The following is a 22,954-nucleotide window of genomic DNA, read 5'->3' on the forward strand; positions in this document are numbered from 1 at the left end:
ATACGTAATATAAAAGACTTTATATCTTATTGTTTAATAAATACTATTAATTTAATAAAAAAATAGAATACTATAGTGTATGCGATGCCAGCTATTATCTGACTAAAGATCTTGTTGACATGAAAAAACTCTGCTGCAATCCAAAGAATAATAATATTAGTAGAATAAGCACATCCGAACGCTGCTAAAAAAAGAGGGAATTCTTTTTTTAAAGAACCTCTACTTTTGAAGTTCTTATATTTATTAAGAGAAAAAGAAATTATTAATCCCACCGCGTAACCTACTATATTGCTCATTAAGTAGTTTATTTTTAAAAAGTACATGAGCACGAAGATTGTGGAGAAACAGAAAATAGTGTTTATGACTCCGATAATGCAATATTTTACAAAGGTAAAGTCAAATAGAAAAGGATGAGGGGAGATGTTTTTAAAGGTAAAAGGTTTCATGACGAGATCTCCCTCTATAGTGAATGAAAATTCTCCCAAGATCAAGAATCATTTTCATACTATCTTTAAAGCGAATTTTAGATTCAGGGATTTCCTTCCATTGTTGTAAGGGGACTTCATAAATGGTTTCTTTTACCCGTGTTTGCCCAAGTAAATTTCGGAGTCTGGCGAAAATTTCAACATCAAAACACCATCTGCTTATAAATGGAGCCGTAAAAATTTTGAGGGCTGTTTCCCGTTCAATTACTTTAGCTCCACATTGTGTATCTCTAAATTTTAACCCAAGTACAAACGAAGAAAGGATTGCAAAAATTTTCCCTTCTAAATTTCGTAAAAAAGTTCTTTCAATAAGAGCTCCCATACGAGAAATTCTTGAACCACTGGCAATAATAATATTTTTATTAGAATTGAGTATTTGAATAAAATCTTCGATTTCTGAAAGAGGAGTAGCAAGATCTGCATCCCAGAATCCTATGTATTGAGAATAAGATAATTGCGATACATAAAAAAAGCCCGACCTAACAGCTTCTGCCTTTCCTCTATTTTTTCTACTGTTCAGAAGTGCTACTTGTGTTGGGAATTCTTTTTGGATATTTTCTAGCACTCTAATTGTTCTATCATGGCTTCCATCATTAACAAAACATATGCCGATGTCTTGATGGGAAGCAAGAAATTCTGTAAATAATTTTATACTAAGCCTTTTTTCTTCATTGTAACAAGGGACGATAATCCATGCTGAAAATTTTCTAAACACCTTGAGTTACCCCCTTCATTGAAAAGGGCTTATTTGAATAAATACATTTATTACCAATAACGATAAGAGGTTCTACCTTTCTGCCACTTATAGACTTAATTTCTTCTTTTTGGCTTACATACGCCACAATAAAAATACGTTTGTTACTATTCCAAAGTTTTTTTAAGTTTTCTGTGTTTATAAAATAAAATCTATTGGTTTCATGCTCATTGCCAAATGACATATCATTAGAGTGACTTAGAAGAATCACTCTTTCTTGTAAATAGAATGGCAATCCTTGGTCAAATCCTTTAAGCTGAACTATTAAATCTCCTGGTTTCTTTTGATAGTTAATAAATGTAGCTACATATTTAGATGTATGTTTTTCCGCATAAATATTGAGGAAAAAATGGCTTGCGATGCAGTTTGTAATGCCTAATATAGTTAAGATAATAATAACTTCTTTCAACTTTCCTTTTTTATAAAAAATAAAGAGAGAGAACACCCCAATTCCAATGGCTAAGAACAGAGAAAGACTGATTGGTAAGATTTCTCCTAATAAATAATCTCTTTGAATAAATGACAATGATAAAAGAAGGGTACTAAAGGTGAAAAGAAATAATGAATTCCAAATAAGGGCTGTTTTAAATTTTAAAGTTTCTTTCTTACTAAGTATAGAGTCTATTTTGCCTCCGACGAGGACTGCAAGAGGAGAAAAAACTGGGATTATGTAAGGGACAAGTTTTGACTTAGAAGCAGAAAAGAAAAGGAAAATAAACATAAACCATATAAGAAGAAAAAGCTCGCTGTCTTTTTGTTTAGAAGGTGGTGTCCATAACAAAAGGAAACTTTCTTTGAATGAGGTCCAAATAAAACCTGCCCATGGAAGAAACCCCAAAATGATAATAGGAATAAAGAACCAAAATGGCTCATATCGGTTATCAGCAGTTGTAAGATAACGAATAAAATGCTGACGAACAAAAAAGTAGTGAAAAAAATCAGGATTTTTGTAGCATACTATGATAAACCATGGCAAAGCGATGGCAAAAAATAGCATGATACCTTTTAATGTAATTACTTCTTTATATATTTCCCATTTTTTTGTAAAAATACTCCACCAAAAAATAATTCCGCAGGGGAAAATTATTCCTATAAGACCTTTTGAGAGTAGAGCAAGTGCCATTCCACAATAAAACAGTAAATAGTCTCTGCTTCTTTCAATATATCCAATATAAAACCCTGAAAGAGAAAGAGTGATAAAAAAAGCAAGGGGCATATCTGTGATGGTTATATGAGAGATAAGGAAATACAATAAAGAAGTTCCTATAATTAAAGATGTTATTAGTCCTGCACGTTTGTTATAAATGATTGAAGCAAGCTTATAGAGGTAAAACATGCCTAATAAGGCTAGAAGCGCAGGGCTTAAACGAGTGGCAAATTCGTTTATTCCAAAGAGATGAAACGAAATAGATGTAAGCCAATATGGTAAAGCTGGCTTATCAAAAAACTTCACATAATTTAAATGTGGAGTTATATAGTCCCCTGTTTCTACCATTTCTCTCGCTACTTCTGCGTATCTTCCTTCGTCTGGATCGATGAGACTGTAGCCTCCGAGAGTAAATAAATAAACAAGAGCGGTGAGTAAAATAAGAAGTAACAATATTTTTTCGAAGCGAGCATTAGGCATTTCTTCTTTTATCATAATGAAAATCTCTCCATTACTTTTACGTTTTTGTTCGTAAAAGTAGAATAGCGAGTAGAACTTAAGAAATGCTTAAAATATGAGGATAGCTATCCCAATATCTCTTGAACTCTTCCTACAATGCCACTTTCTAGGCGAACCTTTATCCCGTGGGGATGCGTCGGGCTTTTTGTAAGTATATCTTTAACAATACCTTCAGTTAACTGCCCCGTTCTTTGATGAGGCTTTTGAACGATTTTAACTCGAAGGCCCGGAGTTATATCTTTTCGTATATTTCCTGACATTTAAAATTCCTCCTGTTGCTTATTTCTCTATGCATCTAGTTATTATGACACTTTTCGACGCAAGGAACAGCCTGACGATTTGAATAAGAGTTGAGATATATTCCAGCTAAAATCAACATCCCGCTGATAATTTTCACAGTGGAGAGACTTTCTCCCAAGAAGATCATTCCAAGTAGAACAGAAAGAAAAGGAGTTAGATTTAAGAAAGCAGCAGATTTACTTGCCCCTATGCTTTTTATGGAGATTTGCTGGAAAATATAACCTAGAGCAGATGCGAATACTCCAAGATACAGAATGGAGAGCCATCCCTTATATGTGGGGGTAACTTGAAGGTCAAGAGCACCAGTTATTAACAAAAGCGGAATGGTGATAATGAGAGAAAAGAGATTTTCGTAGCCCACCATAGTTATTGGAGCATAATTATTGGCGACCTTCCTACTTATGATTGTAAAAACGGCCAGGGCAAAAGAAGCTCCAACCTCATAAAGATCTCCAATGTTGAAGTTCATATGAAGCAGAGCGTGTATGTCTCCGTTTGTAATAAGAAAGATGACCCCCGAAAGAGCTATTATCAGAGCACATATATTTTTAAGTCCTAAAGGTTCTTTAAGAAAGATAAAAGCCAGAATAGCTGTCATGAACGGCGTTGTGGCAAAAATAATCGCAGCATTTGTTACTGATGTGTAGAGTAACGCAAGAAAAAAGAAAAGGTTATTTGCAAAAACGCCTGTAAAACCAAGTATAAATAATACGGGGATGTCGTGTACTGATATTTTCCATTCTTGTTTTTTTCGCAAAGCAATGACGATAAAAATAAAAATAGAAGCTATAAGAAAGCGGAAAAAAAGCAGATGTAAAGGTATGAATTCATCAACACCTAATTTACCGCAGATATATGCTCCAGCCCATAGCAATGTAGCACTTAACATGGGTAGATATGCTCCGTAGTCTTTTATAAGACGATTCATGTACGTTTTTCCTCCTGCGATTTTGCTTATGTTAAAGCAAAACATTCCGCCAGTATAGGTGTTTTAAGCAAGGAGTCAACAGGTTTTACCAAGGTCCCTCATTAGAAAATATTTCTTCTAGTTCTTCATTGTTGAAACCGAGTTCTTTACACATAAGTTCACTGTGTGGTTTAGGTTGAAGAGTGGCAGATCCGCCATAATCACTTCCAAACAAGACGTTTTTTAGGCCGAAAGCCCGAAGAGTTTTGGCTAAGTTTTGTATCTCTTCCTTTGTGGATCGTGTAAAAAAACCTTCATATTCTTTAGCTGTCGGCTCATCGATAATGGATCCTGAAATATCAACCCATATTCTGTGCTTAAGTTCAGCATTTCGATCACAGTACTCTTTAAGCTTTTGCATAATACGCTGTGTCATTTTTGGGAAACCGCCTGTTCCAAGAACGTGAGCAAATTGGACTTTCAGATTGCTGATGGGGAGTATAACATCGTCCATAAAGAGGGAAAAGCTCTCTATGTCGTATGATTTGTTTAAAGCATGGTAGTGAATAGCGACAGGCATATTATGCGTGGCAGCTTTTTGAAAGAGGTCTTTTAGCCTTTGGCGATGTTTTGCGTTTTTTACCTCGATTTGTGCCACATTGAAGTGTACTTTTAAGCCTTTCATATGTAGCTCTAAGGCGCATCGATCCACCTCTTGAAGAGCAAAGTCAAGTAGCGGGTTTATACTCGCTACAACTATTAGTCTACCTTTGGCTAAGATTCCTTGAGAAGCAGCATAGTTGTTTTCTTCTTGCACGCGATGCACTAAGTTTGTTCGCGGAAGCAGCGGACTACCCCAAAAATATGCTCCTGAGAATGCAACCCCTTTGGCAAATTTTGCCTGATCCAGAGCGTGTACAAGTGTTTTGGCGTTTCCATCTTTTGGCTTCTCATATTCTTGCTTCTCTTGTTTGTTGTCTGGAACTAGTTCTATTTGTGGTGTTATCTTTTCCCTCATAAGTTTCTCTAATGCGCTTTTGACATTTTGGGGATAACACGACTCAAGATATGGACTCCATAGATGCATGTGGCAGTCAATATATTCTCGTGACTTGGCTTGAGACTTTGTCATTTGCTTTCTCCTTTTAAACGCGCAGTTTTGTGTTTCTTAGCAGAGAAGAGAATCTAGGAAGATCTCTCTTCTCGATAGATTCGATAATATCGTGGTATATATCACATATCACGCTAAATTCCTTTTCCCCCATTTTTTGTCGAAATGTCTGAGATGTATAAAGGCCCAAATATATCCACCCAATGTCACCTAGTAAATCCCATATGAAGAGCATTGTTGGGCTTTGTGCTTCTATAAATATTCTTCTATGAAAGGAGATGTCGTTTTCACGGTATGTATTGCTATTTGTATCTGATGATGATTTCCTCATTTCTTTTAAAATTTCTTCTAGATCTTTAACAAGTAGAGAGAGATTTGTTTGGTTCTCTAAAATCCATTTGAAAGCGAGTTCTTCCATTTCTGTGCGAACTTGAATAGCGTCTCGTACTTCCTCTTTAGATAGGTTGCGAATATATGTTTCTTTATATGGTATGGATTCGATTACTTTTTTCACTTTTAATTCGGCCAAAGCTTCGCGTACAACAGATTGGCTGACGTCAAGTTCTTGTGCAATCCCTACGACAGTAATCTTCTCTCCAGGTTTATATTTGCCTTCATATATTTTCCCCATTAGAAACTCTTTTACGTAATCTTTATACGTAACAGGCTTTGCTGGCATCGTAGTTTCCTCCTTGCTCATACTTTTTGAAAATGCTCACAATTTAGAACTTCTCGCTAGTTTCCTTTCAAGCAAGCCTATTCCCTGAGAAAGGGTGGAAGTTATGATGAAATAAAACACCGCTACAATGATGTACGATTCCAATACCCTAAATGTCATCATACTTACCCGTTGAGCAACGTATGTGAGATCTTCCAAAGCAAGAAGAGATACGAGAGATGATGTTTTGATTAAGGTGATCAATTGCCCAGCCAAGGCAGGTAAAACACGTCTTAAGGCCTGGGGAAAAACTACATATCTTGCTACCTGTATAGAACTCATGCCAATGGAGAATGCCGCGTCTTTTTGTCCGTTTGGAATTGCATTAATTCCAGATCGTATTATTTCGGCGACAAATGAACCTGAAAAAAAAGCAAGAATAGCTACAGATGGCCAAAATATGGTTTTATATCGAATAAGCTGTCCTATTCCGAAGTACATAAAATAAACTTGAATAAGGATTGGTGTATTCCTTATGATTTCGATATAGAAGATAGCCAGATATCGAGGAATACGAAGATGGCTTATTCTGCAAAATGCAGCTATTGTTCCTATAATAAGAGCGAAAATCATTGCCGTTAAAGAAATAAGGATTGTATTTTTCAATCCAAGAAAAAAGAGTTCTCTATATGCCAGCACGGCGGTGAAATTAAATGTCATCCTTCTCACTCCCTTCTTTTTTTTCATAATGATTAATAAAAAAATCGTGATGGTCTGGCAATCTTTTTAAAAAACATTGGATTCTGGTGTGGCTGTTATTTCCAAAGAAATGAGCAGGGGAGGAATCCGCTAAAATTTTTCCATTTTCGAGGAAGATCATTCGATGGGCGATTTGTCTGGCAAAGGCCATTTCGTGCGTCACAATGATCATCGTTGCTCCCTTTTTTGCGATATTTTTGATAACGTCAAGCACATCGCAGATCATTTCCGGATCAAGAGCTGAGGTAGGTTCATCGAAGAGAAGCAGTTGTGGCTCCATGGCAAGAGCTCTCGCTATAGCAACACGTTGCTGTTGCCCTCCAGAGAGTTCTGAAGGATACGCTTCTGTCTTTTCACCCAACCCTACAGACTGAAGCAGTTTTTTGGCACGAGTATATGCTTCTTTTTCCGATTCTTTCTTTACCTTGAGAGGTCCTAGAGCGATATTGTCAATAATATTGAGATGGGAAAAGAGGTTAAAATGCTGAAACACGACGCCAATTTTTTCGCGAATATGTCGTGTTTTTTCACTGCTTACTCCACAGAGAGGAGCTCCAGAGAGATATATTTGCCCAGTATCACATTTTTCAAGGCCGTTGATACATCGCAGAAGAGTGCTTTTTCCACAGCCACTGGGGCCGACAAGGCAGAGTATTTCTCCTTGTTGAAGAGAGAAGGATACTCCATTGAGAACTCTTTCTTTCCCAAAGGATTTATAGATATTTTCTACTCTTAAAAGAGAGTGTTTTACCATGAAAGAGGCCTGCGATTATTGCCCTTTAAGGGACGGGGATAATTCTTCCCACCACCAATGGTTGGTAAACCATTTATCGTAGTTTTCTTTATATTCAGGTGAATCCATATAATTACGTAAGTATGTGTTCAGCCATAAAAGCAAGTCTGGTTGTCCCTGTTTAATGGCGATTCCATGTCCGTTATTTGTAAGTTTTTCGTAGATGGGATAGGTTTTTTCTGGCTGGAGTAGAGAAAAATACATTGCTAGGGCTTCGTCGGCAAATACGCCATCTATTTGCTCTGCTAAAAGAGCCATGAAAGCTGTCCCTAGATGATTAAACTCTTTTACTATTGCGTTGGGACACGCTTTCTGAGCTTTTTCGACGGTAGGAGTTCCCATCATAGCGCCAAGAATGATGTCCTTTTGATTGAAATCAGCTATAGATTGAAGTTCGTTTTTATGTTTCATATTTGCCAATAAACAGTATCCGGTATGGAAATAAGGAATAGTAAAGTCTACGGCCAGGGCTCTTTTGGGGGTAATCGCCATTCCCATAATAAGCATATCAATATCACCATTTTGCAGTGAGGGAATAAGCATGTTGAATGCAGGTTGCTTTATTTCTAACTTTACGCCTAGTTCTTGAGCAATGTTTTTCATGAGTTCAATATTGTAACCAAAAAGCTCTCCATCTTTGTGTACCATTTGAAAAGGGATGTAGTCTGGAATTGTACCTACTTTAAGAACGCCAGATTTTATTATTCGATTGAGATTAGGTGTTGGATTTTCTGTCGTTGGGTAGGTGGCATAAGCCGTTTTACTGCAGAATAAGAGAGGAAGAGCAAACAATACCAATAGATAGAATTGAACTAGCCGAAACCTTACTTGTGAATTCCATACGTTGCTCATAGAGACACCTCCTGTTTAAATATTCTGATTTAATCATATTATAGATTATCGATAATAGAGTCAAGTATACAAATCTAGTCAAATGTTGGTGAAGATGGCAGAGTGTATGCAGTTGATACGAATAGAAAATATTTAAATTTTGTAGAAAGGCAAGCAAGGAAGAGAGCGTTGAGTAATGTGGTAACTGTTTTAGGAGGAAATCATGGATTTGACTTACCAGATATCACCATATGGAGTGGTTGTTATTATTGATCATGTTTCATCAAAAGAATTGGGTTTTGTAAACTTGTTTGAACACGTTACGCCGCTTGAAGAAATAGTGAGAACCATGGGAATGGTTGGGTATAAGCTATCAGAGTCATATGATTTCTTGCCCAAACCAACCTTCACAGTATGGAAATAGAGCGGTTTTTACCGCTCTATTTCTTTCTTACCAAGTTTATTGATAAAAGCCTGTTTTCTACGTCTCTTTCAATTGTTACCTCATCTGTCATAATTCCTACAAGATGAAGTTCAGCATCTGTATCGCTCTCTCCTGATAGACTCCAGTACATTTCCTCAAGTTCGTAGTTCCGAGGTTGGCAAAGCAAGTTTTTTACTCGCTCAAGTCGTTCATCTGGCAGGTAACGATATGTTCCTGTAATGTGAATTCTGAAAGCATCCGGATCTTCTTGAATATCCAGTTGAATCTTTTCACATTTTAGGAAGGTAAGAAAATCGTTAATCAGTTCCCCTGCCATCTTCGTCACTCGTATCCGTTCATGTTTCATTTTTATTTTCACCTCCGGCAAAGGTTTCGATTAATGGAAGTAGCACAGCGGCAACTAGTCCACCTGAAAAGCCATTATTGTAAAGGTTAAATCCAGAATGGAGTATACCGACATTTAAAACGACAGATGAATGAACAAAACCGGCAAGAAGTCCGTATTTCCATCCGAATTCACCGCTTATAGGTGCAAGAGTAGTGCCAAAGAGAGCTGCAAGTTGTATAGCTGGTTCAGCAAGGCTCCAATGTTTCGTTGCTGCACCCAAAATAATTCCGGCAAGCACGGGAATTGTATTTCGTGGGTGTTTCCCAAAAGCGCTAAAACCTACAACTGTAAGAATCCCCCCAATAGTGGGGCCGTTAAGATTTCCCCTGATAGCAATAATGTAGAAAGTTGTTATTATCCCCATAAGGCCCATATTAAAAAGAGCGGAGCCCCATCCTTCTAGGATTACAAAATCTGAAACTGCTCTTCCACTATACCCCATAATCCACTTTATTCTGTTCCATCGGGGTAAGAAGAAAGAAAAGATAATAAGCGTTGAAAAAAGTATGATGAGAAAGCTGCCAAAAAGAAGATTGTTGCCAGTAGTCCATATAATTCGGGATTCAACTAAAAGACCATATGAGCGCAAAATAGAAACATATACTGTTCCGAGAGCACCTGCCACAAAACCTACGTTATAGAGGTTGTACCCCTGGTGAAAACGTAGAAAGGCTGTGGAAAGAGGAGGGAGAATAATGCCTATGGAGAGTCCTATTAAGATACTTGCAATAAGACGAATAGGTAATGCTGAGAACAAGTCTCCAAATAAGAGAAGGCTCACGAGGGGAGCCAAGGCTGTTCCAAAAAGCGCTATGTAAATATATCTGGAGAAGGGTTCCTTTTGATGTTTTGAGAAAAGGTACACCCCTGCCAATATTGGCCATACATTCAGTATGTTTTTCCCGAATAGGGCAAAACCTGATACAGTAAGTAGTGCAGCAATAGAAATTCCGGTTATTTGGGTGCCTGACAAGAAAAGAAGAACGACCATGAATAAAGTCAATAGACCGCTGTTAAAAAAGGCAGCGCCTATTCCCCCTACACCGATGTAGTCACTTATGAGGTAGTCTGGATCTTGAATGATAGCAAGCAAGCCTTTGAATATGTCGCTGGGGGAAGTTGTGATAAAAGCAAAAGCAATGAACAGGAAGCAGTAAATGCACATTCCTACGTATGGGCCATAACGTATGTGCTGCAAGGGTTCTTTTTTCTTGACGAATTTGAACAATGTGTTCTCCTCTCTTTCTGCAAAAAGCAGGGGGTATAGCCATGTTCCCTCTGCCTTTTGGGAGATTATTTTAACTTTTCTTCTACTGATTGTATTTTACCTTCCATAGTGAGTTCTTTGTCCCGACGTTCATCTATTTTTAATGATGTAGAGACTCGTAATGCCCCATTTTTGAAAGGAATTTCATGTACAGCTCGTACGGCTTTGAGTACCTCATCAAGGTCTCCTTCAAGAATAGTTCCCATCGGCGTCAAAAGGCGTTTTAAGTTAAATGTAGCAAGAACCTTTTCCACATCAGCAACATAATGACTTACGCTGGGGGTTCCTGTTCCCAAGGGAACGACTACCAGTTCTGCAATAACTTTTCCCATAATTTCACCTTCTTTCTTATTTTTTCTCTAGAGGTGTTCGATGGGCCATGTCCTTTAATATTTGAAGCTCCTCTGGAGTTATATCCTTAGAAATGTATCCGCAGTAGGCTGTATTATTTTGATAAAGAGGTTCGTCTTGTAATTCAGGATGCTCTTTGGCGCTGATCTCGAACATTGCTGTTCCAGGAATAGGAGAGAATTCCGCCGTTTTAGCAACAGCCCCAAAGGAATGTACAAAATCTATGGCTTTTTTAACACTTTCAAAATGTTGTCCAGGTAAACCTATGAGAATATATGTTTCAATATCTTCATGAGTATATCCTGCCCTGAGTAGGTTTTCTACAGCTTTGACGTATTGATGCTCTGAAACTTTCCCTGAACTAGCTTTTTGTATAACAGGGTCAGTGCTTTCTAGACTTAAGCGTATAGTTTTAAATCCCGTATCAAATAATATTTTTGCGCATTTTTCGTCAATTTCTCTTACGTGTAGCCCATTGGGTGTGTGAAAACGGAGGTTAGGAAAATGATGTTGTAAGGCATTGCATAACGGATAAAAATGAGCTTCTTTGTTAATGAGAAGAGCATCGTCGTAAAAAGCCATATCATGAACAGAAGGAATTCTTTCCTGATAAGAAATCTCCTGTATAATCTCTTCTGCCGGTCGTTGATAGTACTTGGGCCAGAGTATTTTCGATGCGCAATATTTACACTGTAATGGGCAGCCCCACGATGTCATAAGGACTCCGTATTCAGGCTTGTCATATAGGTCGAGGGCTGGATAAGAACATTCAATATGGAGTGGTTTTGTTTGAACTCCATCTGCTCCAAGAGAGTGCGCGTGTTCAGAACAAAGCTGGGCGTATATACCTCCAAGTATTACAGGGGAATGTGGAAATATCTCTTTTATGTGTTTCAAGCACCATTGAATTCCTGGATACCAATATGTCATTCCTGATGTGAGAAAGATAAAATCAGGGGTGGGGATTTGAGATAATCTCTGAATAAAAGCTTCTTTTGTCATGCCAAAATGGTAGTATTTTCTCGGTATATGAGCATAAGGAAGTGGTTTCTTTACCTGTTTTCGCAGAGGTTTGTATCTGCCGTATGTTTTAGGTGTTTGACGGCCTTCGTAAATACAGTCAATGAGGTAGACTGAATTATCTTGTCTGCGGAGGGTTTCCAAAATATACAAAAGCCCCAGCGGCTTTGCCCAAAAATCGAAATAAGCAAAGTCGAATACTGGAGGATTAATTCCTAAAATAGTTTTGTCGTGAAGATTATGTAAAAGTCTGCTATAGTCTTCCATTGCAAAGAGAGTATAGCAGATAAAACTAAGTGATGAGAGATAATATCTGTTCAGGGAGTGAATATAGAATGGGACGTATAGATTTTGAACGGGGATTTTTAGCTGCACTTGCAGCCCTTGTATCTTGGGGATTGCTCCCTATTTATTGGAAACAGTTGGAAGGTTTGGCACCCCTGCAGATTTTGTGTCATCGTATTATCTGGTCTCTTCTTTTTGTTATGCTTATAATCACAATGCAGAAGAAATGGGGGGCTGTTCGCAAGACCTTTAAATCTCCCAAACTTATTTTGCTACTTATGATAAGCGGACTCACGATTGGAGCAAATTGGTTTGTTTATATTTGGGCCGTTAATTCTGATAGAGTGATTGAAGCAAGTTTGGGGTATTACGTTAATCCTCTTGTGAGCGTATTTCTAGGAGTAATTTTCCTTAAAGAAAAACTGGGGAGTCTTCAATGGATGGCAATTTTTCTTGCAACAGCTGCCATTCTCTATCAAATTATTCATATCGGTGTAGTTCCTCTTGCTGCTTTGAGTCTTGCCTTTACCTTCGGTTTTTATGGCTTAATACGCAAAATAGCAGAAGTGGAATCTTTGGTAGGGCTTTTTATAGAAACCTTGTTTTTAATTCTGCCAGCTTCATTTTATCTTTTTGTGTATCTTTCTGATGTTCCCTTTCTTGCAGGTCAAACTTCAATGCAGAATATATGGCTTATAGGGACTGGCGTTATAACGTCTTTACCTCTTATTGGCTTTGCCTATGGTGCGCGTCGTTTGCCTTTGAGCTTCTTGGGGATTATGCAATATTTACCTCCCACACTATCGTTTTTGTTGGGGTATTTCATTTACAAAGAACCTTTTACTATGCCTCAGTTCATTACTTTTATCTGTGTATGGATTGCTTTAGTGATGTTTACAGTCGATAATGTTAGACAATGGAGGAAAATTCAACGTTCTAATCGACGTGTTGTATAATATTAATTGAAGAGAATGAGAAAAGGAGCGTTTTTTTATGGGGATCGTGAGTATTGGTAATCTCGAAGAGGGAATGGTTCTCAAAGATGATGTATATGCTCCTAACGGTCGTTTTATTCTTGGTCAAGGGACGGTTCTCCGAGCTAAATACATTAAGATGTTTAAAATATGGGGTGTTAACGAAGCAGATATCAATGGGGTAGACGATCAGGAAATTATTCTGAAGCGAGTTGTAGAAGAAGAAAAACAACAGAGGGCAGAGCTTGAAGTCCGTTCATATTTTCCTGAAGAAGATTTATGGACACCAGAGATGAGAGAGCTTTTTGACTTACGTGTGTCCAGAGAATCTACTTTACTTGATTTCCCATCTGAGTATGAAAAAGAATATGGAAAAAAGACAGAAGTAGTTATCCTTGATTTCGATAATTTAAGTTTGTCTCGCCCTTCTCTACAAGAATTACTAACAAGCCAGGTTCGGCTTTTTTCTCTTCCCGATATCTATTTTAAAATTAGAGATGTTCTTAACTCTCCTGTAAGTTCGGCAATTCATATAGCTAAAGTTGTTGGTACAGATCCCAGTCTGACAGTTCGACTTTTACGGCTGGTGAACAGCTCTTTTTATGGTTTCCCTTCTCCGATTCAATCTGTTTCTCGGGCTGTTGCCATTGTAGGAACCAATGAACTTACCACTCTTGCTCTTGCTATCTCTACCATGAGTGTTTTTAAACATATTCCAGCTGATCTTGTTGATATGAAGTCTTTTTGGAAGCACTCTATAATGTGTGGAATTTTCTCTAGATTATTGGCTTATATGAAGCGTGTGCCATCTGAAGAGCGTTTTTTTCTAGCAGGATTATTGCATGATATAGGACGCGTTGTTTTGTATACAAAACTGCCGCAACATATGACATTTGCCATAAGGGAGGCCAGGGCGAAAAAAATACCTCTTCTGGAAACAGAGAGGAAATATCTTGGCTTTGACCATGCCGATTTAGGGCGAATGTTGCTTCAACAATGGAATATCCCAGAACCTATACGTGTACTGGTAGGAAGTCATCACCGTCCTCTTGAAGCAGAGAATATAGAGGAGGCTTCTATCATTTGTGTTGCGGATGTTTTGGCTAATGCAGTTCGCCTTGGGACAAGCGGTAACTTTGTTGTTCCTGCGCCTTCTCATGACGTGTGGGAGCAACTAGAACTTTCGCAAGGATCTCTTGAAAGCATTCTCGTACAAGGAGAGAGACAAATAGCAGAAATTATGAAAATATTTTTGGTGGCGTAAAGGAAACGAAAGGAATAATAATGACACCCTACGACAAAATAAAAGCTTTAGAGAAGAAGATAAATGATCTTACCAGTGAAAGAAACACTGTTCAGCAGGTGCTTGAGGCTGCTGTTAGTTCTGCTGGTTTTACATCGGGATTAAGTCGTTCTATTGATATTAAAACTATTCTTGAACAGACTGCAGCTCGAGTTCGTTCTTTTATTCGAATTAAGGGAGTGGCTTTTTATCTTTTTTCAGAAGATGGTCTCGATTTTCCTTGTTATTATTGTGATCCAGATAGATTTTTACCCTTTATAGAGCGAGAAAAAGAGGTTTTGATAGAAGATCATACAATAGCATGGACTATTGACAGAAACAGGCCCATAATACTTTCGTCATCTCAAAATGAAGAACATATATTGCTTCATACGATCATGAGCCAAGGGCGTTCTTTAGGCTTATTGATTGGAATTCTTGATGAGGATCCATCTCAAATTTTAGATATATCATATGCGTTCTTAACGGTAGCGTTGAATTCCACTGCAAGTATCTTGCGTGATGCTGAGTATTATCGGTTGATTCAAAATTTAAATGAAGAACTTAAACAAAAAGTTGCTAAGCTGGAACAGTCTGAACAGCAATTGGAATTGGCAGTTCACGCTAAAGACCGTTTTTTAGCAAATGTAAGTCACGAAATTCGAACCCCAATGAATGCGATTCTTGGCATGGCACGTCTTTTACTTGATTCAAATCTTGCTGAAGAGCCTCAAGAAATGACACGTATTATCTTTAAGGAAGCAGAGAGTTTACTTCATCTTATAAATGATATTCTTGATTTTTCGAAAATAGAGGCTGGAAAAATAGAGATGGAGCGAGTTCCTTTCAGCGTTAATAGACTTGTAAAAGAGAGCTTAAAGGGAATTCAGCCTCTTATGGAACAAAAATGTATCGATCTTCGTTTGTCTATAGATAAGGATGTGCCTCCTATATGTGTAGGAGATCCGAGTCGTATTCGTCAAGTTCTTTCAAACTTACTCAGTAACGCTTTGAAATTTACCCATAAAGGATATATTGCCCTTAGTATTTCTTTGCCAGAAGACAATGGATTTACAAATAAGCTTGCTTTCAGAATAGAAGATACCGGCGTTGGCATCCCAGAGAATCAATTTTCCAAGCTATTCCATTCCTTTACTCAGATTGATGCTTCTACAAGCAGAAAATATGGAGGAACGGGATTGGGGCTTGCAATTGCTAAAGAGTTAATTGAGCTTATGGGAGGAGAGATCGGAGTAGAGAGCCGGGTGGGAAAAGGCTCTGTATTTTGGTTTACTATACCTTTTGAGCAGGTCGAAGATGGAAGTGTCGAATTTGTAACAGAAGAGGAGCATTTTACGGACGAAGTATTACCGATGCAACCGCTAGACAAGCGGTTTAAAATTCTAGTCGTAGAGGATTCAGAAACAAACAGAAGAGTTGCAGTTGGTTTTTTAAATAAAATCGGCTGTGATGCAGATGCAGTAGAAAGTGGAAAAGAAGCACTTGAGGCTCTTTCCCAAAAAACGTACGATTTAATACTTATGGATATTCAAATGCCAGAAATGGATGGCATAGAGACAACTCAGAGAATACGAATGGGGTTTGATGATGGGACATATAGAAAAATTCCTATAATAGCGATGACTGCTAATGCGCAGGCAAGTGAAAGAGAGCGTTGCCTACGTGATGGGCTTATGGACGGGTATCTTACTAAACCAGTAATGCTTCATGAGTTATCCTCTGTTTTGAGAAAAAACTTGAGACAAAAGGATAAGATTGTTTTTCATAAAGAAAGGTTACTTGAACGGCTAGCAAATGACCAGAATTTGTTAGTTGAAATAATAAAGTCGTTCAGAAGAGACCTTCCATCTCTTCAAAAGTCTTTGAAAGAAGCTATAGATAAGGAAGATTGCCAGCAAATTTCTCGAGTTGCTCACACGTTGCGAGGTGCCGCTCTTAATGTAGGTGCAGATGAAATTGCATATGAAGCTGAAAGATTAGAAAAAAATGAGGCGTTATCCCTTTCTATGGAAGATGTGAAAAAAAACTGGTTAGAAGTGGATCAGGCGATACTTATTTTTATGAAAGGTACAGAGGAGCCTGATTATTTACTCAAATGAGGAGGAGCTATGAAAGTTTTAGTGGCGGAAGATGATGTAACATCACGATTTATGCTCAAATCTCTTTTAGAGAAGTGGGGGTACGATGTTATAACAGCTTCTAATGGCGAAGAAGCTTGGCATATTTTACGCGAGGAAAACGCTCCTAAACTTGCTGTTGTAGATTGGATGATGTCAGGCTTAGAAGGGCCGGATATTTGTAAAAAGCTAAGGGTGCTTGAAGAGGAGAAAAAGCACTCTACGTATACATATGTCATAATGCTTACTGTTCGAGATGAGAAAGAGAACATCTTGGCGGGGCTTGAGGCAGGAGCTGATGACTATATTACAAAGCCATTTGATGCCCAAGAACTTCGTTTGCGTGTTGGTGTAGGAAAGAGAATTGTCGATTTACAGGAGGCTCTTCGTTTTTACGCAGATCACGATCCACTTACTGGGCTTTTAAATCGACGTGCAATATTTGAACGTCTTGATCATGAAATGGCTCGTTCAAGGCGTGAAAACCGTGCTTTGAGTGTGGCAATATTAGATGTCGATCACTTTAAGCAAGTTAATGATACATATGGTCATCTCGCGGGGGATGATGTACTTAGAGAAACGGCGTTGCGGATACAAGACCAGCTGCGTAAGTATGATGTAGTTGGCCGTTATGGAGGAGAAGAATTTTTAATAGTTCTTCCAGGCGTAGCACTTGGAGAAGCTTTGAAAATTGCAGAGCGAGTTCGAAAAAATATTGTAAAAACCACCTTCGGAGAGAAGGAAATTTTGCTTTCTGCTAGTTTAGGCGTGGCAGAGTACGATAAAATATCAGGAGTGGATGAGATTATATTTGCTTCCGATACGGCTCTCTATAAAGCAAAAAAGAGGGGGCGTAATCAAGTAGGAGCGTAGAGTAAGAGGAGGAGAGTGCCATGAAAAAGAAAATCATAACATGCCTTGCATTGTTAGCCGTGTTTGTTTTAGGTATAGCGACGGTAGGAAATGCAGCAGATTTTTCGATTTTTGAAATTCGAGAAATAGCGATCAAAGGTCATAAACTCCATATTCGAGGAGATGTTGATCTTCCAGAAGGAGCCATGTTACATTTAGCGCTTCATTTCCCGGGATTTGATGGTAAACCAGGGAATAAAAAAGATATAAAAGTACATGTTAATAAGCATCATTTTTTTGTCCAGATACGCCTGCCAAAAGGAGAGAAAAATGTATCTTGGGCAGGGATATTGCGTGCTTTCTTCAGACCGTCTTGGCAGAATGAGCAGATAAGGAAGCAAGTTGGAGCTAAGGGGGAGCATTTAAAGGGGCCTAAAGTTCGTTTTGAAAATGGAGAGAAGATCTTTTTTGATCAAAAAAATTTTTCAATAGATATTTAGCCAAAGATTAAAAATTTTTTCGAAAGATATCATCCCTCGATTCGGGGGATGATATCTTTTTCTGATAAAAATAAGTTCAAGAGTTTTCGGCTTCCAGCTTGAAAGGTGTATTTTTGAAGATTTTGTAAAGAAACCCATAAGTAAGGATAATCGAGATGAATATAGTGGGGCAGAATAACGAAGTATCCGCACAAGTCAATACGTGTATTCATTATTGTATGATTTACGGAACCAATCTCCTTAAATTTTAAGAGTTTATGATTGATAATGTTATTTATTTCAGTTATCAAAAGTTCATCTTTTGATGTGTTTTCGGAGTTAAAACTCCATGGCAGTTCCCACAAGCTTGCCCACGGTCCATTTGCGTCTCTTTGTCGAATTAATATACTGCCGTTATAATAAAGAACTTCAGCAGTCGCTTGCTTTTTTTCAATACGAACTCGTTTTTTTTGTACGGGACGTTCATGCTGTACCCCTTCTTGAAAAGCTTTACATACTTTTTGAAGAGGACATTCATTGCAACGTGGAAATTTGGGTATGCAGATAAGTGCTCCCAATTCCATAAGGGCTTGATTAAAATCACGAGGTGTGTCTTTGGCAAGCATGTCTTTTGCAAAATTTTCAATTTTTTGAAGGCTGCTGTTTTTTGAGATAGCGCTCTCTATATTGAATAGTCGAGAAAAAACTCTACGTACATTCCCATCGACAGCAGTATATGGCAAATTATAGGCGATACTTAAAATAGCTCCAGAAGTGTATGGCCCGATACCAGGAAGCTTTTTCAGTATCTCTTCATAGGGTGGTACTGTTTCAAAGCCCATAGTTCGTAGTTCTTTGGCCGCTTTCAATATATTTCGAGCACGAGAATAATAACCAAGCCCTTCCCAGCATTTTAGAACTTCTTCTTCTGTTGCTTTTGAAAGAGCTTCGAGATTAGGAAAATATTCTATCCAGCGGTTGAAAAAGGGAACAACGCGATCCATTTGAGTTTGTTGCAACATTATCTCAGAAATCCAGACGTCGTAAGGAGCATATGTTTTACGCCAAGGCAAATCTCGTTTATTATACTGAAACCAAAAGAGTAGTTCTTTTTTTATAGTGGCATATTTTTCCATGACGTACGAATCCGCGTTATTTCGCGGGCATCAGACTCCCTTAAAATTACGTGATCGAAAACGTTAGATGCGGTTTTTTCCTTTTGTGTCTGAACAACAGCCTTTTCGCCGTATGTAAGCTGTTCCTTAAAAATGACATCAATTTCAGAAGGACGCATTGATTGTAATATATTTGTTGGAACGGTTTCTGCTGCCCATTCGACATAAACGGCGTTATTCACATGATTATTAATGTCCAAGTCTCTAATTCGAACGGGGTAAATATCTTCAAGGTCTATTCTTTCTAAAGGAGACAAGGAAGAAAAATCAAATTCAAAAGGAATAATTTCTTTATAATATTGGGATGTTACATGACGGTCTAGCCGCATAGGACGTTTTGTAGAATAATTTATAATTATCCAAGAGGTTGTTGCTTTTGCTAAAACCTCGCCGAAAGAAGTTGTCATTTCAAAGGCTCGAAGGGAATAAAGATTTTTGTATGGGGAATGCCATGTCCTGATTGAGAGAGCTTCATCAAGTTTGGGATATCGGATCATAGAGAGATGATAACGATGAAGAACCCATGTATACCCTTTTTCCATGAGCTGAGGAATCGACATCTCCATTCGAGAGGCATCTTTATCTGCCATATCCTGAAGGTAGTTAAAGATAGGCCCTATTTTAAGCATACTATGGCCGTCTACTTCGAAAAAACGTATATGTAATGATTCTTCATACATGGTAATTATCCTCCTGGCTGAAAGTGTAACATTTTGCATTGTTTATTATAAGGCTTTTGCAGAGATGGAGGAGGTGTTATAGCGATGGAATCCGATAGTTGGAAACAGTTTGCTTCGTTAATGGTAAAGACGCAAATCGAGAGCAGAGGAATACGAGATGTTCGGGTTTTGAAAGCGATGGCAAATGTTCCACGACATCTGTTTGTTTCTTTTGAAAATCAAGCTTTGGCATATATTGACGCACCTCTCCCTATTGGAGAAAATCAAACAATCTCGCAGCCATATATGGTAGCGAGGATGACGGAGCTCCTTTGTGTTGAACCTGGAATGAAAATTTTGGAGATAGGAACAGGCTCGGGGTATCAAGCTGCCGTACTAGCAGAGATGGGAGCCATAGTTTTTTCTATAGAACGCATTTCCTCTCTTGCGCAAAAGGCAAGAAATGTGTTATGTAATTCTGGCTACGATATTAATGTTATTACTGCTGATGGTAGGGAAGGCTACGAGAAAGAGGCTCCTTACGATGGCATTATTGTTACTGCAGCTGCAGATGTAATTGAAGAAACTTGGAGAGAGCAACTTTCATCTGGAGGACGTATTGTTGTTCCATTAAGTGTTGACGTTGGTATTCAACGTTTAGTCGTTTTGTTGAAAGCAAAAGAAGGTTGGATTGATACTCGGTATGATTATTGCCGATTCGTACCTCTAATAGAAGGAACGAGTAAAGAAGAAATGGAAGATGGAAGGAGCCGATGAGTAATGGACATAAGAATACGCTCAGGAGAAATTGAAATCGATGCAACACTCAATAACACAAAGACTGCTTCTCGTATCTCAAAAATATTGCCAATAAAAAGTAGAGCTAATACATGGGGAGAAGAAATTTATTTTACAATTCCCCTTATTGCAGATTTAGAGGACGGAAAAGAAGTAGTTGAAGCGGGAGATCTTGCTTTTTGGCCTACAGGAAGCGCTTTTTGCATCTTTCTGGGGCCTACACCTGCAAGTCAGGGAGATGAGATTCGACCTGCTAGTGCAGTAACGGTTATAGGAAAGGTCAAAGGAGATATTCAGGAATTAAAAAAGGTGAAGAATGGAGACCCTATCTTTATCGAACGGGCATAAATTTTTCACTAGTGAAGATATGTAGGAAAAAAGGGACGGTTTTCAAACCGTCCCTTTTGCTTCCTTCAAATTACTTATTATAGCCGACCTAAAAACTATATCTCCATGTAAGGTAGATGCTTCGTTCGGGTCCGTAGTAGTCCCAGGTGCTAGAGCTATAGATAAATTCTTTATCAAACAAGTTATAGCAGCTTAAGCGAACTGTATGATCTCCAGATTTCCATTCCGTAAAAATATCTGTCTGGAAATAATCGTCACTAGAAGAATAACCATTTCTATTTGCCAAATAAGAAAGAGCGAGTCCAGATGTCCAGGAACCAGAATGATGTTCAATGGAAGTTTTAAAGAGCCATTCAGGGAAGCCATAACTGTTGACCCATTCATTACTTTTCTTTTCTTGTGCTTTCATCCATGTCCCGCTAAGGCCCCAAGTCCAATTACGGGCGATGTTCCATTGTCTCATGATTTCCAAACCATATGACTTAAATTGGTCGACATTTTCATAGGTATTATTACGCCAGATGATTTTATCTTCCATGTCTGAATAAAATAGACCAACATTCCAGTTTCCCGTTGCGTCTGATCCCTTTATTCCTAAATCATAATTCCATCCTTTTTCTGGTTTGAGATTGGGGTTGCCAACTGTTCCCCATGGCCCCTGAGCATGCAGCTCGTAGATACTTGGCATGGCGAAGAAACGTCCTGCAGCTATATACCACATACTTCCGTTGTCAAGAGGATATTGAAAGGTTAGCTTGGGCATAAATTCATTATAATTTTCGGCATCATCTTGTCTCCAGATTTCATAGCGGAGACCAAGTGTTCCGATAATATCCCCTATCGGACGGGAGAGTTCTACGAAAGGAGCATAGTTTGTTCGCTTTTGATCAACTTCTGGATCAAAAGAGGAAGAACGGAAGGTTGATTCCTCTCGTCTGAAATAAAGCCCCCAAGAAGCTAAGGTTGATCCCCATTGGCTTCGTTTTGCAAATTCAGTTGTAAAGGCACGATCTTTGTAATAATTGTCATCATTTTGCAGTATAAAATATTTTTGATCATCATAGCCCATTAAAATATAGTAACTGTCTCCGTTGAAACGAAATGTGTGTCGTTGGTACTCTCCTTTTTCTTTGTTCATTTCGATTGGGGTTAGCCAACCTGGTGTTTCATAGTCATTTTTATATTCGCCTATTTCACTTTTAAAGAACCAGTTTTTTCCAGAAAGATTGAGACCGTAGGCATCTTCTTTATATTTGAGAGCGTTAAAATCTTTGTTAGAGAAAGTATCTTTTAGAAGGCGATGTGCTCCTTCCTCTTTATGAGAGTACCAGATGCCGGCGTTAAGACCTTCTCCACTACCTTCTCCACGAACATAATATCTTCTCCAGTCATTGGAGCCGATTTCCCCCTCTATTGTTCCACCCTGAGTGGCTTTTTTAGTAATAATATTAATAACGCCACCTGCAGCCATAGAACCATAGATGGCAGAACCAGCACCCTTTACAACTTCTATTCTCTCTATGTTTGTAATGGGAAAGTTTCGGAAATCTACTGAGGCAGCTCCAGCTGCGTGAGAAGATCTGTAATATGGAACACCATCTACGAGCACTAGAATTTCTGTTACATAACCTCTAATAGTAACTTGTGAGGAATTGGAAAAACCTGATTTTTGTTTTACATACATCCCAGGAACGTTTTGTTCAAGAATGGTTGCTAAATCTCTAGATCCGCTTCTTTCAATTTGCTCTTGGGTAATAACATATGTCGGAGCTGGAACCTCTTCCAGACTCGTTGCCAAACGACTTCCAGTAACTGTCTCTTCGGGAACAGTATAGACTTGTTCCGCTCCTGCTGCTGTTGCGAAAGAGACAAGCAACATAACCATGCACCATACTATGAGTTTCCTATTGTGAATCACTGTAGTCCCCCCTAATAAAGATAAAAAATAAGTGGCGAGGAGCACGATCGATACGATAACCACTCCTCGCCACTACAAATAGGGCGACAAAGACAGTTACCACATCACGCCCTCGCATGATAATGATATGTATCGTTTTTTAATCGGTCTCCTGACTCCAGTTCATCCTTTCTCGCGCCTTCCCAGTCTTCCCAGTGGCTATAGCGAGATTGTCCCTGTTACAGTGGCGGGGCCGTTCTGGTCTTTCACCAGATTCCCAACATCAAAAAACGATCTTTATTATTTGATTTTATGAGTTATCATAGCGATAA

The 22,954-nt window shown here is 38.4% G+C and carries 25 protein-coding genes and 1 riboswitch; of the genes, 8 read left to right on the forward strand and 17 right to left on the reverse strand.

From position 1 onward, the window contains the following. Window positions 1-26: 26 nt before the first annotated feature. The 10 genes from ACZ5GY_RS00915 to ACZ5GY_RS00960 all read right to left on the reverse strand — a co-directional run bounded on the left by ACZ5GY_RS00915 (window position 27) and on the right by ACZ5GY_RS00960 (window position 8,285). Complete coding sequence (locus ACZ5GY_RS00915; RefSeq protein WP_213695383.1) at window positions 27-446, reverse strand: GtrA family protein; 420 nt, start codon at window positions 444-446, stop codon at window positions 27-29. Then, window positions 427-1,200, reverse strand: a complete 774-nt coding sequence (locus tag ACZ5GY_RS00920) for a dolichyl-phosphate beta-glucosyltransferase (protein WP_213691271.1) — start codon at window positions 1,198-1,200, stop codon at window positions 427-429. The genes ACZ5GY_RS00915 and ACZ5GY_RS00920 overlap by 20 nt, the downstream gene beginning before the upstream one ends. Further along, window positions 1,193-2,881 carry a glycosyltransferase family 39 protein gene (locus ACZ5GY_RS00925; protein ID WP_213691272.1) on the reverse strand — a complete coding sequence of 563 codons (1,689 nt, stop codon included), beginning with the start codon at window positions 2,879-2,881 and terminating at the stop codon, window positions 1,193-1,195. Before ACZ5GY_RS00925 ends, ACZ5GY_RS00920 begins: the two co-directional genes overlap by 8 nt. A gap of 89 nt (window positions 2,882-2,970) precedes the next feature. After that, complete coding sequence (locus ACZ5GY_RS00930; protein WP_213691275.1) at window positions 2,971-3,165, reverse strand: YwbE family protein; 195 nt, start codon at window positions 3,163-3,165, stop codon at window positions 2,971-2,973. Window positions 3,166-3,200: 35 nt separating this feature from the next. Beyond that, window positions 3,201-4,133, reverse strand: a complete 933-nt coding sequence (locus tag ACZ5GY_RS00935) for a DMT family transporter (RefSeq protein ID WP_213691276.1) — start codon at window positions 4,131-4,133, stop codon at window positions 3,201-3,203. An 85-nt stretch (window positions 4,134-4,218) separates the two neighbouring features. After that, entirely contained in the window at window positions 4,219-5,244 is a 1,026-nt protein-coding gene (locus ACZ5GY_RS00940) for an amidohydrolase family protein (protein WP_464111919.1), read from the reverse strand. Window positions 5,245-5,257: 13 nt separating this feature from the next. After that, window positions 5,258-5,902: a GntR family transcriptional regulator gene (locus tag ACZ5GY_RS00945; RefSeq protein WP_213691278.1), complete on the reverse strand. Its 645-nt coding sequence runs from the start codon at window positions 5,900-5,902 to the stop codon at window positions 5,258-5,260. Between the two features lie 36 nt (window positions 5,903-5,938). Continuing rightward, complete coding sequence (locus tag ACZ5GY_RS00950) at window positions 5,939-6,601, reverse strand: amino acid ABC transporter permease (protein WP_213695380.1); 663 nt, start codon at window positions 6,599-6,601, stop codon at window positions 5,939-5,941. Continuing rightward, window positions 6,591-7,394 (reverse strand): amino acid ABC transporter ATP-binding protein, encoded by an 804-nt coding sequence (locus tag ACZ5GY_RS00955; protein ID WP_213695379.1) that lies wholly within the window; start codon window positions 7,392-7,394, stop codon window positions 6,591-6,593. Before ACZ5GY_RS00955 ends, ACZ5GY_RS00950 begins: the two co-directional genes overlap by 11 nt. A gap of 15 nt (window positions 7,395-7,409) precedes the next feature. Beyond that, window positions 7,410-8,285, reverse strand: a complete 876-nt coding sequence (locus ACZ5GY_RS00960; protein WP_213691281.1) for an ABC transporter substrate-binding protein — start codon at window positions 8,283-8,285, stop codon at window positions 7,410-7,412. A gap of 202 nt (window positions 8,286-8,487) precedes the next feature. Between ACZ5GY_RS00960 and ACZ5GY_RS00965 the strand changes: the two genes are divergently transcribed. After that, window positions 8,488-8,688 (forward strand): hypothetical protein, encoded by a 201-nt coding sequence (locus ACZ5GY_RS00965; RefSeq protein WP_213699353.1) that lies wholly within the window; start codon window positions 8,488-8,490, stop codon window positions 8,686-8,688. A 16-nt stretch (window positions 8,689-8,704) separates the two neighbouring features. Here ACZ5GY_RS00965 and ACZ5GY_RS00970 read toward each other — a convergent pair whose 3' ends face one another. The 4 genes from ACZ5GY_RS00970 to ACZ5GY_RS00985 all read right to left on the reverse strand — a co-directional run bounded on the left by ACZ5GY_RS00970 (window position 8,705) and on the right by ACZ5GY_RS00985 (window position 12,002). Beyond that, a complete protein-coding gene (locus ACZ5GY_RS00970) occupies window positions 8,705-9,055 on the reverse strand; it encodes a hypothetical protein (protein WP_213699352.1) in 351 nt (116 codons plus the stop codon). Beyond that, a complete protein-coding gene (locus ACZ5GY_RS00975; protein WP_213691288.1) occupies window positions 9,045-10,325 on the reverse strand; it encodes a DUF1576 domain-containing protein in 1,281 nt (426 codons plus the stop codon). Before ACZ5GY_RS00975 ends, ACZ5GY_RS00970 begins: the two co-directional genes overlap by 11 nt. A 65-nt stretch (window positions 10,326-10,390) precedes the next feature. Continuing rightward, complete coding sequence (locus tag ACZ5GY_RS00980; protein ID WP_213691289.1) at window positions 10,391-10,696, reverse strand: MTH1187 family thiamine-binding protein; 306 nt, start codon at window positions 10,694-10,696, stop codon at window positions 10,391-10,393. A 16-nt stretch (window positions 10,697-10,712) separates the two neighbouring features. Then, window positions 10,713-12,002, reverse strand: a complete 1,290-nt coding sequence (locus ACZ5GY_RS00985; RefSeq protein WP_213699361.1) for a B12-binding domain-containing radical SAM protein — start codon at window positions 12,000-12,002, stop codon at window positions 10,713-10,715. A gap of 68 nt (window positions 12,003-12,070) precedes the next feature. Here ACZ5GY_RS00985 and rarD point away from each other — a divergent pair, with 68 nt between their 5' ends. The 5 genes from rarD to ACZ5GY_RS01010 are packed head-to-tail and all read left to right on the forward strand — an operon-like array spanning window position 12,071 to window position 17,766. Next, window positions 12,071-12,976, forward strand: a complete 906-nt coding sequence (rarD, locus tag ACZ5GY_RS00990) for an EamA family transporter RarD (protein WP_213696027.1) — start codon at window positions 12,071-12,073, stop codon at window positions 12,974-12,976. 37 nt (window positions 12,977-13,013) lie between these two features. Next, entirely contained in the window at window positions 13,014-14,258 is a 1,245-nt protein-coding gene (locus tag ACZ5GY_RS00995) for an HDOD domain-containing protein (RefSeq protein ID WP_213691291.1), read from the forward strand. A gap of 20 nt (window positions 14,259-14,278) precedes the next feature. After that, a complete protein-coding gene (locus ACZ5GY_RS01000; protein ID WP_213691292.1) occupies window positions 14,279-16,396 on the forward strand; it encodes an ATP-binding protein in 2,118 nt (705 codons plus the stop codon). A 9-nt stretch (window positions 16,397-16,405) separates the two neighbouring features. Further along, window positions 16,406-17,287 (forward strand): GGDEF domain-containing response regulator, encoded by an 882-nt coding sequence (locus ACZ5GY_RS01005; RefSeq protein ID WP_213696029.1) that lies wholly within the window; start codon window positions 16,406-16,408, stop codon window positions 17,285-17,287. Between the two features lie 20 nt (window positions 17,288-17,307). Beyond that, window positions 17,308-17,766: a hypothetical protein gene (locus tag ACZ5GY_RS01010; protein WP_213696030.1), complete on the forward strand. Its 459-nt coding sequence runs from the start codon at window positions 17,308-17,310 to the stop codon at window positions 17,764-17,766. 29 nt (window positions 17,767-17,795) lie between these two features. On the opposite strand, the gene mutY is transcribed toward ACZ5GY_RS01010, so the two are convergent. Then, a complete protein-coding gene (gene mutY, locus ACZ5GY_RS01015; protein ID WP_213696031.1) occupies window positions 17,796-18,881 on the reverse strand; it encodes an A/G-specific adenine glycosylase in 1,086 nt (361 codons plus the stop codon). Further along, entirely contained in the window at window positions 18,860-19,600 is a 741-nt protein-coding gene (locus ACZ5GY_RS01020) for an acyl-[acyl-carrier-protein] thioesterase (RefSeq protein WP_213691382.1), read from the reverse strand. Before ACZ5GY_RS01020 ends, mutY begins: the two co-directional genes overlap by 22 nt. Before the next feature lie 84 nt (window positions 19,601-19,684). On the opposite strand from ACZ5GY_RS01020, the gene ACZ5GY_RS01025 reads away from it, so the two are divergent. Both ACZ5GY_RS01025 and ACZ5GY_RS01030 read left to right on the forward strand, forming a co-directional pair. Further along, entirely contained in the window at window positions 19,685-20,356 is a 672-nt protein-coding gene (locus tag ACZ5GY_RS01025) for a protein-L-isoaspartate(D-aspartate) O-methyltransferase (protein WP_213691383.1), read from the forward strand. Between the two features lie 3 nt (window positions 20,357-20,359). Then, window positions 20,360-20,725: a cyclophilin-like fold protein gene (locus ACZ5GY_RS01030; RefSeq protein WP_213691384.1), complete on the forward strand. Its 366-nt coding sequence runs from the start codon at window positions 20,360-20,362 to the stop codon at window positions 20,723-20,725. An 88-nt stretch (window positions 20,726-20,813) separates the two neighbouring features. On the opposite strand, the gene ACZ5GY_RS01035 is transcribed toward ACZ5GY_RS01030, so the two are convergent. Then, window positions 20,814-22,643 (reverse strand): TonB-dependent receptor plug domain-containing protein, encoded by a 1,830-nt coding sequence (locus tag ACZ5GY_RS01035; protein ID WP_213691385.1) that lies wholly within the window; start codon window positions 22,641-22,643, stop codon window positions 20,814-20,816. Between the two features lie 124 nt (window positions 22,644-22,767). Then, a riboswitch (cobalamin riboswitch) is annotated at window positions 22,768-22,925 on the reverse strand. Between the last annotated feature and the right edge of the window lie 29 nt (window positions 22,926-22,954).

The sequence above is a fragment of the Aminobacterium thunnarium genome (assembly GCF_055390565.1).